14 protein-coding genes are annotated in these 15002 nt (G+C 55.0%); 6 read left to right on the top strand and 8 right to left on the bottom strand.

Annotated features, from left to right (window positions below):
* Positions 1-8: 8 nt before the first annotated feature.
* The 5 genes from rsmE to hprR all read right to left on the bottom strand — a co-directional run bounded on the left by rsmE (position 9) and on the right by hprR (position 4188).
* Positions 9-740 (bottom strand): 16S rRNA (uracil(1498)-N(3))-methyltransferase, encoded by a 732-nt coding sequence (gene rsmE, locus APU02_RS17660; RefSeq protein ID WP_060570792.1) that lies wholly within the window; start codon positions 738-740, stop codon positions 9-11.
* A gap of 71 nt (positions 741-811) precedes the next feature.
* The gene (gene endA / locus APU02_RS17655) at positions 812-1519 is read right to left on the bottom strand and encodes a deoxyribonuclease I (protein ID WP_042290392.1); all 708 of its coding nucleotides are present in this window, start codon (positions 1517-1519) and stop codon (positions 812-814) included.
* Positions 1520-1610: 91 nt separating this feature from the next.
* The gene (locus tag APU02_RS17650) at positions 1611-2111 is read right to left on the bottom strand and encodes a SprT family zinc-dependent metalloprotease (RefSeq protein ID WP_042290390.1); all 501 of its coding nucleotides are present in this window, start codon (positions 2109-2111) and stop codon (positions 1611-1613) included.
* Positions 2112-2162: 51 nt separating this feature from the next.
* A complete protein-coding gene (locus tag APU02_RS17645) occupies positions 2163-3518 on the bottom strand; it encodes a heavy metal sensor histidine kinase (protein WP_060570791.1) in 1356 nt (451 codons plus the stop codon).
* Positions 3508-4188: a response regulator transcription factor HprR gene (gene hprR, locus APU02_RS17640; protein ID WP_042290384.1), complete on the bottom strand. Its 681-nt coding sequence runs from the start codon at positions 4186-4188 to the stop codon at positions 3508-3510. Before hprR ends, APU02_RS17645 begins: the two co-directional genes overlap by 11 nt.
* A 134-nt stretch (positions 4189-4322) precedes the next feature.
* Here hprR and hiuH point away from each other — a divergent pair, with 134 nt between their 5' ends.
* Positions 4323-4733, top strand: a complete 411-nt coding sequence (gene hiuH, locus APU02_RS17635; protein ID WP_060570790.1) for a hydroxyisourate hydrolase — start codon at positions 4323-4325, stop codon at positions 4731-4733.
* 50 nt (positions 4734-4783) lie between these two features.
* On the opposite strand, the gene galP is transcribed toward hiuH, so the two are convergent.
* Together galP and metK are read right to left on the bottom strand one after the other, a co-directional pair.
* Positions 4784-6199 (bottom strand): galactose/proton symporter, encoded by a 1416-nt coding sequence (gene galP / locus APU02_RS17630; protein WP_256380057.1) that lies wholly within the window; start codon positions 6197-6199, stop codon positions 4784-4786.
* A gap of 373 nt (positions 6200-6572) precedes the next feature.
* Entirely contained in the window at positions 6573-7727 is a 1155-nt protein-coding gene (gene metK / locus APU02_RS17625) for a methionine adenosyltransferase (protein WP_042290376.1), read from the bottom strand.
* Positions 7728-8142: 415 nt separating this feature from the next.
* Here metK and APU02_RS27090 point away from each other — a divergent pair, with 415 nt between their 5' ends.
* The 4 genes from APU02_RS27090 (at position 8143) to speB (ending at position 11650) form a co-directional block, all read left to right on the top strand.
* Positions 8143-8277, top strand: coding sequence for a hypothetical protein (locus tag APU02_RS27090; protein WP_269468262.1), 135 nt, complete (start codon positions 8143-8145; stop codon positions 8275-8277).
* Positions 8278-8382: 105 nt separating this feature from the next.
* On the top strand, positions 8383-8514 hold the full coding sequence (gene yqgB, locus APU02_RS26290) for an acid stress response protein YqgB (RefSeq protein WP_042290464.1): 132 nt from the start codon (positions 8383-8385) through the stop codon (positions 8512-8514).
* Positions 8515-8522: 8 nt separating this feature from the next.
* Positions 8523-10499 (top strand): biosynthetic arginine decarboxylase, encoded by a 1977-nt coding sequence (gene speA, locus APU02_RS17610; protein WP_042290374.1) that lies wholly within the window; start codon positions 8523-8525, stop codon positions 10497-10499.
* A gap of 230 nt (positions 10500-10729) precedes the next feature.
* Complete coding sequence (gene speB, locus APU02_RS17605) at positions 10730-11650, top strand: agmatinase (RefSeq protein WP_042290372.1); 921 nt, start codon at positions 10730-10732, stop codon at positions 11648-11650.
* Positions 11651-11718: 68 nt separating this feature from the next.
* On the opposite strand, the gene APU02_RS17600 is transcribed toward speB, so the two are convergent.
* Positions 11719-12477, bottom strand: a complete 759-nt coding sequence (locus APU02_RS17600; RefSeq protein WP_042290370.1) for a M48 family metallopeptidase — start codon at positions 12475-12477, stop codon at positions 11719-11721.
* Positions 12478-12755: 278 nt separating this feature from the next.
* On the opposite strand from APU02_RS17600, the gene tkt reads away from it, so the two are divergent.
* Positions 12756-14750 (top strand): transketolase, encoded by a 1995-nt coding sequence (tkt, locus tag APU02_RS17595; RefSeq protein ID WP_060570789.1) that lies wholly within the window; start codon positions 12756-12758, stop codon positions 14748-14750.
* Positions 14751-15002 lie beyond the last annotated feature (252 nt).

Here is a 15002-nt window from a genome sequence, read left to right as displayed (position 1 = left end):
CTTCTCCGTTAGCCCAGATCGCCAAAACGCACCTGCAGCGCGGTGATGGCGGTGAGCGCAGTTGTCTCAGTACGCAGAACGCGAGGTCCTAACAGAATATCAGTAAACTGGTAGCGTGCGGTCATGGCGATTTCATCTGCCGACAGCCCGCCTTCCGGGCCAATCAGCAGACGAACGCGTTCAACCGGCAGCGGCAGCGTATTAATACTGTTGCTGGCGCGGGGATGAAGGTTCAGTTTTAACCCTTCTTCCTGTTCCGCGCACCAGGCTTCCAGGTCCATCGCCGGGCGGATTTCCGGCACCCGGTTGCGGCCACACTGTTCGCAGGCGGCGATGGCGATTTTCTGCCACTGCTGCAGCTTCTTGTTCAGACGTTCATTATCCAGTTTAACGCCGCAGCGCTCAGAAAAAAGTGGCGTAATGAGGCTTACACCAAGCTCAATCGATTTCTGGATGGTGAATTCCATTTTTTCACCGCGCGACATCACCTGTCCAAGGTGAATATGTAACGGCGATTCGCGATCGTCTGTTTCTCCGCGCAGAACCTTTACCTCCACGCTCTTTTTACTGGCATGGGTAATTTCGGCGTCAAAAACCTGATTGCTGCCGTCAAACAGCTGCAGCGCCTGACCCGGCCCCATCCGCAGTACGCGCCCGATATGATTCGCGGCATCTTCGCACAATGAAAACTGTGTGTTAGCGGTAATGGGTTCAGGGTGATAAATGCGGGGAATACGCATGGTTAACAGTCCGCGTCTTGCCCCACGCCCGTTGGCGCGGGGAGGTTTAATATGAATCCCGCTAGTGTAGGTTAGCTCTTTTGCGCCTGGCAAGCGCGTTGCACATACGGGTTGTGGTTGCCTTGCACCTTCGCGATACGTTCGTCGCGCTCGCACTCCCAGTCGCTGACCGGATACATCTTATTCCACGCGTTGAAAAGTTGGGTTTGCTGGCGGGATAGGGTCAGATCGTACTGGTCGCGCATGTAAAAGTACGTCCGGGCGATGGCGCCGCGAGCGCGGGCGGGCGGCTCGGCGGCCTTCGCTTTAAAGTCGACCTTCATTGCACACTGCCCGTATTGACCGTCGCCGCCGTTCCATTGGCTGTACATAAAGTTGCCGCGATCGCCGTTGACCTCGCCAACGGCGGGCTGCAGGTTATGCATGTCGCTTTCCATTTTGCGATAGACCGGGTCTTTGGCGCAGTTTTTACGCCCACCGTCCTGCCAGCACTGACGCTGGTGGCCAAACTGCCATGCCGGAACCACGTGTTCCCATTCAATTCGGCTGGCGCGGTTTTCATTTTTACGCACTTTATAGCCGCAGGATGCGAGATCAACGACCCCTTTTTTCCCCTGCCAGTTGATTTTACATCCGCAGTAGAAGTCGCCAGGTACGTCGGCGTAGATCTTGACGCCAGCGGCTTTGGCTTGTGAAAAGCTGTTGATTCCGGCAGCAAGGGCCGGGCCTGAAAATACCGTTGCCAGCAGCGCAGCGGTAACACTCAAATGACGGTACATCACACACTCCGTGTCAAAACGAGCCCGCAACGTAGCGAAAGATGATTTGGGATGCAATCAGTCAGATCAGGAAAGTTCCTGATAGTTCTGATTATTTCAGTGGCACTAAGGGTTCGCCGCAGTGAACGCAGCGGTAGGTTGCCTCACCGCGTACCACGCGATTATGGCGGCGGACGGTCAATTGATGTTCCTGACACTGACAGCGATAAGGATAGGTATTGCGGCGCACTGACTGGAGCGCAAACTCATGGGTGCGCCGTGCAGGCACGCCAAGTACGCTTTCCATCATCCATTTCCACTCTTTACCGTGCGGCGCCACGCGGCCAAAGTGCTTCCAGACCAGCAAATGCGCCAGCTCGTGGGGAACCACCTCGCTGATAAATGCGTCGGTGTTCTCCATCAGCAAGACCGGGTTCAGGCGAATTTCGTAGCTTTCCAGCCAGGCGGTGCCGGCGGAGGTGCCACGCTGCTGATAAACCAGCTTAGGTTCAGGATAGCTGCGCGCCAGTTTCAGGTTTGCCCTGGCGAGATTTTCCCGCAGGCTGCGCATAACGGCCTGCTGGACGGCGATGGGGAGACGGGCTGTTTTCATAACGGCAGAGAATAATGGCTAAAAAAGGCGACTGCAACCAGCGCTTACCTGTCAGGCAGGAAAGTGCAGGGCGAAAATATGTTTTCCGTCGCGAAAGCGGTAGCTCACTGTGGCGGAATGCAGAGTCATAATGGCTTTAACCAGCGATAATCCCAGCCCATAACCCGCAGACTGACGGGCATTGTCTCCTCGCCAGAAGCGATGAAACAGCTTATCGGCGTTCAGGGCGACGATGCCTGGATTACGGATCTCGATAACCGTTTGGTCAGGGTTGCCACTGGCCTCAATCTCCACGGTCGCCTGCGCTGGCGAATAGCGGATCGCATTACTGAGCAGGTTCATTAATACCCTTTGCAGCAACGTCCGGTCCGCCTGAATCGTTGCATCGCCTGATACGAAAAAGCGGATGTTCTTTTCTTCGGCTTCGTACTCAAGAAACTCGACAAGGTTGTTGATGACCGCGGAGTAAGCCACCGCTTCTTTGGCGAGCAAAATAGTATGATGCTCCGCCCTGGCGAGGAAAAGGATGTTTTCCGTTAGACGCGACAGTCCCTCAAGCTCCTCAATATTGCTTGCCAGCGTGTGTTGATATTGTTCTGCCGTGCGTGCTTTGCTTAACGCCACCTGGTTATGGCCCAACAGAATATTGACCGGGGTACGCAGCTCGTGCGCCAGATCGTCAGCAAACTGATTCAGGCGCGTAAAGTCATCACAGAGCTTCTGGCGCATCACGTTCAGCGCGCTGCCTAACGGCTTCAACTCGACGGGGAGCGCATTTTCGTCCAGCGGCTGGCTCAGCCCGCGACTGTCGATATTAGCCGTCTGCTGACTGAGCGATGTTATCGCTTTTAGCCCTCGCCTGACCAGAAAGGGGGTGAGTGCGGAGCACACCAGGATGGCGAGGATGCCGATCGCCAGGCTGTTATTCCGGTACTGCTCAAGCATGTCCTGGCGTTCCGAGGCCAGTCTGGCGACGGTAATGGTGACAGGGCGGGCGTCGCTACTCGCGATGATGCGCACCGCTGAAAGTTGCGTACCGGCAATATCCCTTTTGGCGAGGGACGCCAGCGTCGGTTTTTGCTGCGCCGGAAGGGCATCCAGAACCGCTGGATTGACCCCGGTATGATTAACGGCAATATTTTCCGACGTGGGGGAGTGGATAAGCAGAATATCCTGGCGGGTGTCCATCATCCGGTTGAAATAAAGGGGAAGATTTTCCGCTTTCGCGCCGTCAACAAGCAGTTGTCGGATTTGCTCCGCGCGGTTAATCAGAGTGATGTCATCACGCCAGGTCAGCTCTTTACTCAGCGCGCGATACAGCGTCCAGCTGACGCCAGCGCAGGCGAGAGTCAGCACCAGCACAAATAACATCGTCAGGCGCAGCGTCATGGAGAGTTCACGCTTCATTGTTTTCTCCGGCGCACAGGCGGTAACCCATCCCTCTGACAGTGCCGATCAGCTTCACCTCAAACGGATCGTCGATTTTTGCCCGCAGGCGGCGGATGGCGACGTCTACCGTGTTGGTCTCACTGTCGAAATTGATTCCCCATACCTCGCTGGCGATGACCGCTCTGGGGATGATTTCTCCGGCTCTGGACGCCAGCAGCCAGAGCAGCAGAAACTCTTTCCGGGTTAAGACAATGGCCTTTCCTTCGCGGGAAACGCTTTGCCTGACGGAGTCCATTTCCAGCCCGCTGATTTTTATTCGGGTCTGGCCGCGACTGTGATTTCTCAACAGCGCGCGCACCCGCGCCAGCAGTTCGGCGAAAGAAAAAGGCTTCACCAGATAATCATTGGCGCCGGACTCCAGCCCTTTTACCCGGTCCTCAATGGCGTCGCGAGCGGTAAGACAAATGACCGGCGTTTGCTGTGCGGTTCTGATCGCTTTCAACACCTGCCAGCCGTCCAGTTCTGGCAGCATGATATCCAGAACGATCAGGCTATAAGGTTCATGCAGCGCGAGACGGAGTCCCATTTTGCCATCGCTGGCCTGGTCGACGACATAGCCTGCTTCCGTCAGCCCCTGGCTTACCCAGTCGCGGGTTTTCTGGTTATCTTCAATCAGCAAAATCTTCATGGAATTCACTATGTCACACGCGGCGGGTCACGGCTAAAAATAACACCAAAGATGACGAAAATGTAATGCGAATGTCAGGTTAGCAGCGGGCGGTTCATCTACATTTGTCTCACTCACCCCATACGGAGCGACACATGAAAAAAACTATTTTGACCGTAGCGTTACTCAGCGCAATGGCTGTACCCGCCATGGCGATGGCGGCAGCCACTAACCTGCTGAGCGTACATATTCTCGATCAGCAAACCGGCAAGCCTGCGGCGAATGTTGAGGTTATCCTTGAGCAAAAACGTCAGGACGGCTGGCAGCAGTTAAACAGCGGCCGCACCGATCGGGACGGCAGAATTAAGGCGCTATGGCCTGAACAGGCGGCAAAACCAGGGGATTATCGCGTAACGTTTAAAACCAAACCGTACTTCGACAGCAAACAGCAGGCGAGTTTTTTCCCTGAAGTTCCCGTTGAATTTCATATCAGCAATACCAGCGAACACTACCACGTTCCCTTACTGCTGAGTCAATACGGTTACTCGACCTATCGGGGAAGCTAAGGGTTAAGAGAAACGGGCGTCCTCTCAGACGAGAGGACGCGCAGGGAAGATTAGTCGTGCGCGCCGATTTCGCGCAGCTTGCGGCCTTTCATCAGGTTACGCTCGATGTGTTCCAGCGACACATGTTTGGTTTCCGGCACCAGCCACAGCGTGAGCAGAATGAACAGCACGTTCAGCGCGGCGTACACCCAGAAGGTGTTAGCGCTGCCCAGGTTGTTGAGCATGGTCAGGAATGTTGCCCCGACGATCATGTTGGCGATCCAGTTGGTGGCGGTAGAGCAGGTGATACCGAAATCGCGACCTTTCAGCGGCTGAATTTCAGAACACAGGACCCAGATCAGCGGACCGGCGCTCATGGCAAACCCGATGATAAACATCAATAGCATGGCGATGGCGAAGTACTGGGCTGCCGGCGAGTGGATGCCAACGTGCATCATCGTCCCCATAATTCCCATCCCTGCCGCCATGACCAGGAAGCCCAGCGTCAACGTCGGCTTACGGCCCCAGCGGTCAACCAGGCCGATAGCGATAAAGGTGGCCAGTACGTTAGTCAGACCGACAATAACGGTACCCCACATCTGTTCGGTGGTGTTCGTGTAACCCGCCAGTTCGAAGATTTTCGGCGCGTAATACATGATGACGTTCATCCCGGTGAACTGCTGCATCACCTGTAACAGCACGCCGAGGAATACCGCGCGGCGGAAGTTGCTGTTCTCTTTAAACAGCGCCCAACCGCTTTGTTTTACCTGTAAACTTTCACGGATTTCGTCCAGCTCGCGCTTCGCTTCGGCGCTGGTGTCACGCAGGCGCAGCAGCACCCGTTCCGCGTCGTGGAAGCGGCGTTTCGCGGCAAACCAGCGCGGGCTGTCGGGGAGGAAGAAAACGCCGATCAGCAGCAGGATAGCCGGAATGATGATAATGCCCAGCATCCAGCGCCATGCGCCGCTGTAGCTAAAGGCGGTATCTGAGAGATAGGCGCCGAGAATACCAATGGTGATCATCAACTGATACATGGAAATCATACTGCCGCGAATTTTCTCCGGCGCAATCTCAGACAGATACAGCGGGGCGGTGTAAGAGGCGACGCCGACGGCCAGGCCCAGCAGTACGCGGGAAAGAATCAGCACCTCGACGTTAGGCGCAGCGGCGGAAAACAGCGAACCGGCAACAAACAGGATCGCGCCAATCATCAGGCTTTTCTTACGCCCGAGCTTGAAGGAGAGCCAGCCGCTGCCGACGGCGCCCACTGCCGCACCGAACATCATGGAGCTGACAACCCACTCCTGGGTGTGGGCGGAAATCTGGAACTCATCAGTAATAAACGGTAACGCGCCGGCAATAACGCCGATATCCAGGCCAAAAAGTAATCCTGCCAGGGCTGCAAGGAAGCAGACAAAAAATGTCATCGCCTTATTTGAACGCCCCTGTTTTTTATTGTCAGGCATTATGCCCTCCGATTGGGTTATCAGTTTTGATGATGGTAAGGGTAGGTCAGTGCACCGTAAAAATATGTGATTGTTATCACGTTGGTGTAATCGGTTACACTATCATTTATCCCATTAATGTTTTAACTTTCTGAAATTAAAACCTTTTGCTAACCTTAGTACGGGAGCGTTTGTCTGAATTTAAGACAAAGCTGAAAAACAATGTAACAACTCTGCGATCGGGGTCATGGCGAAGGGAAATGGCGGGCAGAGGGGGAGAAAAGCGAATGTAATCGCTTTCATGAATACGTTATGAGGTCGTGTAAAGTGTAGATGACGCAGGGAGGTTTTGCCGGAAGGGCAACGCGTATCCGGCCTGCGTTGTAGGATGCGGGCCGGATACGCAGAGAAGGGATTATTTCAGACCGGCAGCGTCGCGCAGTACCTGCGCTTTGTCGGTTTTTTCCCACGGGAAGTGTTCGCGGCCAAAGTGACCATACGCAGCGGTTTCTTTGTAGATCGGGTGCAGCAGATCCAACATCTGAATCAGGCCGTAAGGGCGAAGATCAAAGAATTCACGCACCAGCAGGGTTAACTGTTCAGTCGGCACTTTTTCCGTACCGAAGGTTTCCACCATGATGGAAGTCGGTTCAGCCACCCCGATGGCATAAGACACCTGGATTTCACAACGGTCAGCCAGACCCGCTGCAACGATGTTTTTCGCCACGTAACGCGCCGCGTAGGCTGCGGAACGGTCAACTTTTGATGGATCTTTACCGGAGAATGCGCCGCCGCCGTGACGCGCCATACCGCCGTAAGTATCGACGATGATTTTACGGCCAGTCAGACCACAGTCGCCCATCGGGCCGCCGATAACGAAACGACCGGTCGGGTTGATGAAGAATTTGGTGGCGGAAGACAGCCATTCGGTTGGCAGAATCGGCTTGATGATCTCTTCCATCACCGCTTCCTGCAGCGTTTTCTGCTCGATATCTTCAGCATGCTGGGTGGACAGCACGACCGCGTCGATGCCGACAATTTTACCGTCATCGTACTGGAAGGTAACCTGGCTTTTCGCATCCGGACGCAGCCACGGCAGGGTGCCGTTTTTACGGACTTCAGCCTGACGTTGTACCAGACGGTGCGCGTAGGTGACCGGCGCAGGCATCAGCACGTCGGTTTCGTTGGTGGCATAGCCGAACATCAGACCCTGGTCGCCCGCGCCTTGCTCCAGCGGATCGGCACGGTCTACACCCTGGTTGATGTCTGGCGACTGTTTGCCAATGGCGCTCAGAACCGCACAAGAGTTGGCGTCAAAGCCCATGTCGGAATGCACATAGCCAATTTCGCGCACGGTGTTACGGGTGATCTCTTCGATGTCGACCCATGCGCTGGTGGTGATTTCACCACCCACTAAAACCATACCGGTTTTGACGTAGGTTTCACAGGCGACGCGCGCTTTCGGATCCTGTTCCAGGATCGCATCCAGCACGGCATCAGAGATTTGGTCAGCGATTTTGTCAGGATGCCCTTCTGATACGGACTCGGACGTAAAAAGGTGTTTAGCCATTTTTTGTTTCACCTAAGGAGAATTTGGTTAGCTCAAACTGCTGTGCGGAAAAGCCAGGGTAGAAGATTCCACCAGGGCTTGCAGGTTAGTGACACTGGCAGTCTGAGTGTTAATCAGTATGGATGGATTAACATCTGGACGGCTATTTTAGGTTACTTCTTCACCCGATTTCCAGTTTTTTTTGAATCATCTCTCACTGCGTTGTAAACGTGTGTGGAAATTTTTACAAACACTGATGGCAATCTGCGCATTTATGTTTTGCTTTTTAAATCGCTTATCGGTATAAATCGCGGCGCGCGGCTCACACAAAAAAGCGCTCGATGGATTCATCGTGTCGCCACTTCCAGCCGGGTTAAAACGAATGCTTTGGCTTTTGGCTTGTCCTGCGGGGCGGCCGTGGAGGTGATACGAAATAATGAACCGTTGTTTACTGCTGAATCTGACGCACCGTTCTGGTGTGCGCATGTCCCCCGCATTCTGCATCTCTGTTTTGCATACCTGCCGATGTTATACCCATCTCGGCGCTTCTCAGGACTCCAGGGCCGGTTGATCGCTTTGTGATTTCTGAACAAGGGCACTCCTGAATCTCAGGAGGTTTCTCGTGGTTTCGCCGAACCTTGTCATACTTAAGTTCGGTTACGTGTTTTACAATGATATGAATAAGAAACCGGTCGCACGGCCTCGCTTTCAGCACGATGTGCTGAAACTTAGCGCCGTTTATGGGTTGTTATCGCAGTGTTACGCTGCGATAGTAGTCAACTGTTTTACACTTAATACAAAGAGTTGAGGTTCGCTATGTCTGACGATATGTCTATGGGTTCGCCTTCGTCAGCGGGCGAACAGGGTGTACTACGCTCCATGCAGGAGGTTGCAATGAGCTCCCAGGAAGCCAGCAAGATGCTGCGTACTTACAATATTGCCTGGTGGGGCAATAATTACTATGACGTCAACGAGCTGGGCCACATCAGCGTGTGCCCGGATCCTGACGTTCCGCAAGCGCGCGTCGACCTCGCCAAACTGGTGAAGGCTCGCGAAGCGCAGGGGCAGCGTCTGCCTGCACTCTTCTGCTTTCCGCAGATCCTGCAACACCGTCTGCGTTCTATTAACGCCGCGTTTAAACGCGCGCGGGAATCGTATGGCTATAACGGCGACTATTTCCTCGTTTACCCGATCAAAGTAAACCAGCACCGTCGCGTCATTGAATCCTTGATCCACTCTGGCGAACCGCTGGGGCTGGAGGCGGGGTCAAAAGCTGAGCTGATGGCGGTACTGGCGCACGCGGGCATGACCCGTAGCGTGATCGTGTGTAACGGTTATAAAGACCGTGAATACATCCGTCTGGCGCTGATTGGCGAAAAGATGGGCCATAAGGTCTATCTGGTTATCGAGAAGATGACGGAAATCGCTATCGTGCTGGAAGAGGCCGAGCGTCTGAACGTCGTACCGCGCCTCGGCGTGCGCGCCCGTCTGGCCTCGCAAGGCTCGGGTAAATGGCAGTCTTCCGGCGGCGAAAAGTCGAAATTCGGCCTGGCGGCGGCGCAGGTGCTGCAACTGGTGGAGATTCTGCGCGAACGCGGGCGTCTCGACAGCATTCAACTGCTGCACTTCCATCTCGGTTCGCAAATGGCCAATATTCGCGATATCGCCACTGGTGTGCGTGAGTCGGCGCGTTTCTACGTAGAGCTGCACAAACTGGGCGTGAACATCCAGTGTTTCGACGTTGGTGGCGGTCTTGGTGTGGACTATGAAGGCACCCGCTCGCAGTCTGACTGCTCGGTAAACTACGGCCTTAATGAATACGCTAACAATATTATTTGGGCGATTGGCGATGCCTGCGACGAGCACGGCCTGCCGCACCCGACGGTGATCACCGAGTCAGGTCGCGCCGTTACCGCGCACCATACGGTGCTGGTTTCCAATATCATCGGCGTAGAGCGTAACGAATACACGGAAGCAACGCCGCCTGCGGACGACGCGCCGCGCGCGCTGCAAAGCATGTGGGAAACCTGGCAGGAAATGCATGAACCAGGCACCCGCCGTTCGCTGCGTGAATGGCTGCACGATAGCCAGATGGACCTGCACGATATTCATGTGGGTTATTCGTCTGGAACCTTTAGCCTTCAGGAACGCGCCTGGGCCGAGCAGCTGTATCTGAACATGTGTCATGAAGTGCAGAAACAGCTCGACCCGAGCAACCGCGCGCATCGCCCGATCATTGACGAACTGCAGGAGCGGATGGCGGACAAAATGTACGTCAACTTTTCCCTGTTCCAGTCGATGCCGGATGCGTGGGGGATCGATCAGTTGTTCCCGGTATTGCCGCTGGAAGGGCTGGATCAGGTGCCGGAGCGCCGCGCGGTACTGCTGGACATCACCTGCGATTCTGACGGCGCTATCGATCACTATATCGACGGTGACGGTATCGCTACCACGATGCCGATGCCGGAATACGATCCGGATAACCCGCCAATGCTTGGCTTCTTTATGGTTGGCGCGTATCAGGAGATCCTTGGCAACATGCATAACCTGTTTGGCGACACCGAAGCGGTTGACGTGTTTGTCTTCCCTGATGGCAGCGTCGAGGTTGAGCTGTCAGACGAAGGGGATACCGTGGCGGACATGTTGCAATATGTGCAATTAGATCCGAAAACGCTGCTGACCCACTTCCGCGATCAGGTGAAACAGACCGGACTAGACGATGCGCTGCAGCAGCAGTTCCTTGAAGAGTTTGAAGCCGGTCTTTACGGGTACACGTATCTGGAAGACGAGTAGCGGTTGATGCCCGGCGGCGCTGCGCTGTCCGGGCCGACAATTCCGCGCCGGATAGGGTGAATCCGTCAACCGGCAGGATGCTATACTCACTTGAACCCGTATGAATTAACGGCGATAATTCGTCCCAATAAGCGATTTACGAATCAATCCCTTCCTCGTCGGGTTTAACGACGCGGAAGGGATTTTTTTTCATCTGTTTTTAATGTATCGACTTTAAATGAGGTCTGGTCATGAGCACTTTAGGTCATCAGTACGATAACTCTCTGGTATCTAACGCGTTTGGTTTTTTACGCCTTCCAATGAACTTCCAGCCGTACGACAGCGACGCTGACTGGGTGATCACCGGCGTTCCGTTTGATATGGCGACGTCGGGGCGCGCGGGTGGACGCCACGGTCCGGCGGCGATCCGTCAGGTTTCGACTAACCTCGCCTGGGAGCACAACCGCTTCCCGTGGAACTTCGATATGCGCGAGCGCCTGAACGTGGTGGACTGCGGCGATCTGGTGTATGCGTTCGGCGATGCCCGTGAAATGAGCGAAAAGCTGCAGGCGCACGCAGAGAAATTGCTGGCTGCCGGCAAGCGGATGCTCTCCTTCGGTGGCGACCACTTCGTGACTCTGCCGCTGCTGCGCGCCCACGCGAAGCACTTCGGCAAAATGGCGCTGGTGCACTTTGATGCGCATACCGACACCTACGCGAACGGCTGTGAATTTGACCATGGCACCATGTTCTACACCGCGCCGAACGAAGGCTTGATCGACCCGAATCATTCTGTACAGATCGGTATTCGTACCGAGTTTGACAAAGACAACGGCTTTACCGTGCTGGACGCCTGCCAGGTCAACGATCGCGGCGTGGACGATATCCTCGCGCAGGTGAAGCAGATCGTCGGCGACATGCCGGTTTACCTGACGTTTGACATCGACTGTCTGGATCCGGCGTTTGCTCCGGGAACCGGTACGCCGGTTATTGGCGGTCTGACTTCCGATCGCGCCATTAAGCTGGTTCGTGGCCTGAAGGATCTGAATATCGTCGGTATGGACGTGGTGGAAGTCGCGCCAGCTTATGACCAGTCGGAAATTACCGCACTGGCTGCCGCGACGCTGGCATTAGAGATGCTTTATATCCAGGCGGCGAAGAAAGGCGAGTAATCTCGCCATTTTGAAAGCGGGCAGCGCGCTGCCCGTGTCATAACCGGCGTTGCCGGGGTGAAAAATCGTTACTTGATACCGTCCGCTTTCATGCGATCGCGAATATGCTGCGCACGTTCAGCCGATGCCGGGTGATCGTCAAACATAGAGCTTTGACGGCCTTCTTCCAGCTTCGCCAGTTTCTCGAAGCTGGTCGCCAGACCCGCCGGACTGAGGCCGCGTTTGCGCAATAAGTCGTAAGAGTAGTCATCAGCTTCTGATTCCTGGCGCTGGGAGAACTGCGAGTTCACCAGTTTTTCACCCAGATCCCCGAGCTGTGACTGGGACAGACTGCCGACAATTCCGCCCGCGGATGCCGCCGCCGCGCGTACAGCATTGGTGCCCAGCGCAACTTGCATCCCTTTCTTCACGTGGCCGAGCGCCACGTGACCCATTTCGTGACCGATAACCGCTTCCACTTCGTTATCCGTCATCATGTCCATCAGGCCGCTGTAAACGCGGATACAGCCGTTCGCCATGGCAAAAGCGTTCACGTCTTTCGCCATGTAAACCTTATAGTTAACCGCCTGTCCGTTGATGTTATCGCCCAGCGCGGCGGCGATTTTACTCAGGCGCTTCGCATACTCGCTGCTGGCAGGCGCGAGAGTGGCTTTCCCGTCCATCTCTGCGCAAGCCTGGTCGCTTAGCGCTTTCACCTGCGCATCGCTCAGGCTATAGGCCTGAAACGCTTCGGCGCCCGAGGAAAGCAGTCCGTTGGAGTCCATATTCTGGCAGCCGGTCAACACCGTCGCCATGCCCATAGCAAGCAGTAAAGCGCGAATCTTCATGTTTTTTCTTCCGCATGAAATGAGGATTGTTCTAAAAGTGCGCCTGAGCAGATGAACCGGCGCTTATGACTAAGTATAAAGAAAAGAACAACAAGCGGGCGAGCAGATTGCGCAACATGCGAGCACGATCCGGAGATTTCTGAAGCGGCAAAAGGATGCTCCATGTACATGGCAGGCGGCTTGGGTTACATTGTTCGCACTTTTTTCCGGCGTAGCCCAAAACGCGCTGTCGTCAAGTCGTTACGGGCATGGCCTTCATCATCCGATCTGGAGTCAAAATGTCCTCACGTAAAGAGCTTGCTAATGCTATTCGTGCGCTGAGCATGGACGCAGTACAGAAAGCCAAATCCGGTCACCCGGGCGCCCCTATGGGTATGGCTGACATTGCCGAAGTCCTGTGGCGTGATTTCCTGAACCACAACCCGAGCAACCCGTCCTGGGCTGACCGTGACCGCTTTGTGCTGTCTAACGGCCACGGCTCCATGCTGATTTACAGCCTGCTGCACCTCACTGGCTACGATCTGCCAATGTCTGAACTGCAGAACTTCCGTCAGTTGCATTCCAAAACCCCGGGGCACCCGGAAGTGGGCTACACCGCTGGTGTTGAAACCACGACCGGCCCGCTGGGACAGGGTATTGCTAACGCAGTGGGCATGGCGATTGCGGAAAAAACGCTGGCCGCCCAGTTTAACCGCCCGGGTCATGACATTGTTAACCACTACACCTACGCGTTTATGGGCGACGGCTGTATGATGGAAGGCATCTCTCACGAGGTCTGCTCGCTGGCTGGTACCCTGAAACTCGGTAAACTGGTGGCGTTCTACGATGACAACGGGATCTCCATCGATGGTCACGTTGAAGGCTGGTTCACTGACGATACCGCGAAGCGTTTCGAAGCCTACGGCTGGCACGTGGTGCGCGGCGTAGACGGTCACGACGCTGACGCAATCAAACGTGCGGTAGAAGAAGCGCGCGCTGTCACCGACAAACCGTCCCTGTTGATGTGCAAAACCATCATTGGTTTCGGTTCTCCGAATAAAGCGGGTACCCACGACTCCCACGGTGCGCCGCTGGGCGATGCCGAAATCGCGCTGACCCGCGAACAACTGGGCTGGAAATACGCGCCGTTTGAAATCCCGTCTGAAATCTATGCTCAATGGGATGCGAAAGAAGCCGGCCAGGCGAAAGAGTCGGCCTGGAACGAGAAATTCGCTGCCTACGCGAAGGCTTTCCCACAGGAAGCGGCAGAATTCACCCGCCGTATGAAAGGTGAAATGCCGGCTGACTTCGACGCGAAAGCGAACGAGTTTATCGCGAAGCTGCAGGCGAATCCGTCTAAAATCGCCAGCCGTAAAGCGTCTCAGAATGCGATCGAAGCCTTTGGTCCTCTGCTGCCTGAATTCCTCGGCGGCTCCGCTGACCTGGCGCCTTCTAACCTGACCCTGTGGTCTGGTTCTAAGCCGATCAACGAAGACACTGCCGGTAACTACATCCATTACGGCGTGCGTGAATTCGGTATGACCGCTATCGCTAACGGTATCTCTCTGCACGGTGGTTTCCTGCCGTATACCTCCACCTTCCTGATGTTTGTCGAATACGCCCGTAACGCGGTGCGTATGGCTGCGCTGATGAAACAGCGTCAGGTGATGGTTTACACCCACGACTCCATCGGTCTGGGTGAAGACGGTCCGACTCACCAGCCGGTTGAACAGGTGGCTTCCCTGCGCGTGACCCCGAACATGAGCACATGGCGCCCGTGCGACCAGGTGGAATCCGCCGTGGCGTGGAAATACGGCGTTGAGCGTCAGGACGGTCCGACCGCACTGATTCTTTCCCGTCAGAATCTGGCGCAGCAGGAACGTACCGAAGAGCAACTGGCGAACATCGCGCGCGGTGGTTACGTGCTGAAAGACTGTGCTGGTCAGCCTGAGCTGATCTTCATCGCTACCGGTTCAGAAGTTGAGCTGGCGGTGGCCGCCTGGGACAAACTGACCGCAGAAGGCGTGAAGGCGCGTGTGGTCTCCATGCCGTCTACCGACGCGTTTGACAAGCAGGATGCCGCCTATCGTGAAGCGGTACTGCCAAAAGCCGTTACCGCACGCGTGGCAGTTGAAGCCGGCATCGCTGACTACTGGTTCAAATACGTAGGCCTCAACGGCGCTATTGTGGGCATGACGACCTTCGGCGAATCCGCGCCTGCTGAGCAACTGTTCGAAGAATTTGGCTTCACCGTGGACAACGTGGTGGCTAAAGCGAAAGAACTGCTGCGATAATGGCGTACTCGCTTGAAATGGACCGCATAGCAACATAACGCGAGTTCATTCGCGCTAAAATCTGAATCCGGAAATGACACGCATTTCCGGATTTTTTTTCTCTTTTTTCTCCTCTTACTCGCGCAAAAAAACATCATAAAAAATTATTTTACTCAATGAATTTCTTGAAAAAAAGCAACTCCATATTTGGACACTGCACGTGCCATATATTTATTTAATAAATATTGATTCAAGTAATAAAAGTAATTATCC

It is taken from the genome of Citrobacter sp. 50677481, assembly GCF_001463265.1.
GTDB classification, from domain to species: domain Bacteria; phylum Pseudomonadota; class Gammaproteobacteria; order Enterobacterales; family Enterobacteriaceae; genus Citrobacter_A; species Citrobacter_A sedlakii.
This window is presented reverse-complemented; position numbering and strand designations above follow the sequence as displayed.

Excerpts from the sequence above, each read along its gene's own strand:
- rsmE (WP_060570792.1), bottom strand. The coding sequence starts at position 740 with ATGCGTATTCCCCGCATTTATCACCCTGAACCCATTACCGCTAACACA.
- endA (WP_042290392.1), bottom strand. The coding sequence starts at position 1,519 with ATGTACCGTCATTTGAGTGTTACCGCTGCGCTGCTGGCAACGGTATTT.
- APU02_RS17650 (WP_042290390.1), bottom strand. The coding sequence starts at position 2,111 with ATGAAAACAGCCCGTCTCCCCATCGCCGTCCAGCAGGCCGTTATGCGC.
- APU02_RS17645 (WP_060570791.1), bottom strand. The coding sequence starts at position 3,518 with ATGAAGCGTGAACTCTCCATGACGCTGCGCCTGACGATGTTATTTGTG.
- hprR (WP_042290384.1), bottom strand. The coding sequence starts at position 4,188 with ATGAAGATTTTGCTGATTGAAGATAACCAGAAAACCCGCGACTGGGTA.
- hiuH (WP_060570790.1), top strand. The coding sequence starts at position 4,323 with ATGAAAAAAACTATTTTGACCGTAGCGTTACTCAGCGCAATGGCTGTA.
- metK (WP_042290376.1), bottom strand. The coding sequence starts at position 7,727 with ATGGCTAAACACCTTTTTACGTCCGAGTCCGTATCAGAAGGGCATCCT.
- APU02_RS27090 (WP_269468262.1), top strand. The coding sequence starts at position 8,143 with ATGAACCGTTGTTTACTGCTGAATCTGACGCACCGTTCTGGTGTGCGC.
- yqgB (WP_042290464.1), top strand. The coding sequence starts at position 8,383 with ATGAATAAGAAACCGGTCGCACGGCCTCGCTTTCAGCACGATGTGCTG.
- speA (WP_042290374.1), top strand. The coding sequence starts at position 8,523 with ATGTCTGACGATATGTCTATGGGTTCGCCTTCGTCAGCGGGCGAACAG.
- speB (WP_042290372.1), top strand. The coding sequence starts at position 10,730 with ATGAGCACTTTAGGTCATCAGTACGATAACTCTCTGGTATCTAACGCG.
- APU02_RS17600 (WP_042290370.1), bottom strand. The coding sequence starts at position 12,477 with ATGAAGATTCGCGCTTTACTGCTTGCTATGGGCATGGCGACGGTGTTG.
- tkt (WP_060570789.1), top strand. The coding sequence starts at position 12,756 with ATGTCCTCACGTAAAGAGCTTGCTAATGCTATTCGTGCGCTGAGCATG.